Here is a 746-nt window from a genome sequence, read left to right on the forward strand (position 1 = left end):
CACCCCGGCTGAGTATGCTGCCCAATGCACCCACAACCACCAACCGGTGGACGGCTGCGAGATCGACTGAAGATCAAACCGAAGCGGCTCTAGAACGCTGTGGTCCGACTATCGGGGACCTGCCACCATCGGCGCGACAATTGCAGCGGCGAGAAACGAACCGATCAGCGCGGAGAGAGCGAATGCGCGGCGGGACGGAGTTACCCGCTCAGGGATGTATGCCAACACCGCTGGTGCAAAACACGCAGCCGCCAGCCCTTGTGCGATTCGAAGGCACAATGCCACAGGAAAGTTCGGCGAGAAGGCGACAGTCAACGTAAATGCTGCCGTCGCGAAGACCCCAATCGTCGCCAGCCGCCTGCGTCCGAAACGGTCCGAGAGCGGGCCGGAGATCAACATTCCGATGGCGTACGCCAGACCGAATACTGTCACGAGCCAGGCAGCCACTGACGGGGTAACGCTCCAGCGGACAGCCAAAACATTGAGAAGTGGTACCACGCTGTATAATTGACCGATAACCAGCAGTGCAGCAGCGCAAAGCACGAACACCGTCCATCTGGCTCGTCGCACTTCGCCGACTGTGCCGATGCCGGGTTGGTCAGTGTTGGTCGTCAGGGCCATTGAACCGCACCGGGTTGTCCGGAGGCTTCACTTCTTAGGAGAATGAAGCCATGGCACGACCGGCAAGCAACTACCCCACCGAGCTGCGTGAACGCGCTGTCGGCATGTTCACCGAGATCCGCAAG

Annotated in this window: 1 protein-coding gene; it reads right to left on the bottom strand. The window is 60.5% G+C overall.

Annotated features, from left to right (window positions below; genetic code table 11):
• Window positions 1–108 precede the first annotated feature (108 nt).
• Window positions 109–621, bottom strand: a complete 513-nt coding sequence (locus QMK17_RS26340; RefSeq protein WP_283512229.1) for an MFS transporter — start codon at window positions 619–621, stop codon at window positions 109–111.
• Between the last annotated feature and the right edge of the window lie 125 nt (window positions 622–746).

The sequence above is a fragment of the Rhodococcus sp. G-MC3 genome (assembly GCF_030063335.1).
In the GTDB taxonomy this organism is placed as follows: domain Bacteria; phylum Actinomycetota; class Actinomycetes; order Mycobacteriales; family Mycobacteriaceae; genus Rhodococcoides.

Coding starts and splice junctions, on each gene's coding strand:
- QMK17_RS26340 (WP_283512229.1), bottom strand. CDS start 621: ATGGCCCTGACGACCAACACTGACCAACCCGGCATCGGCACAGTCGGC.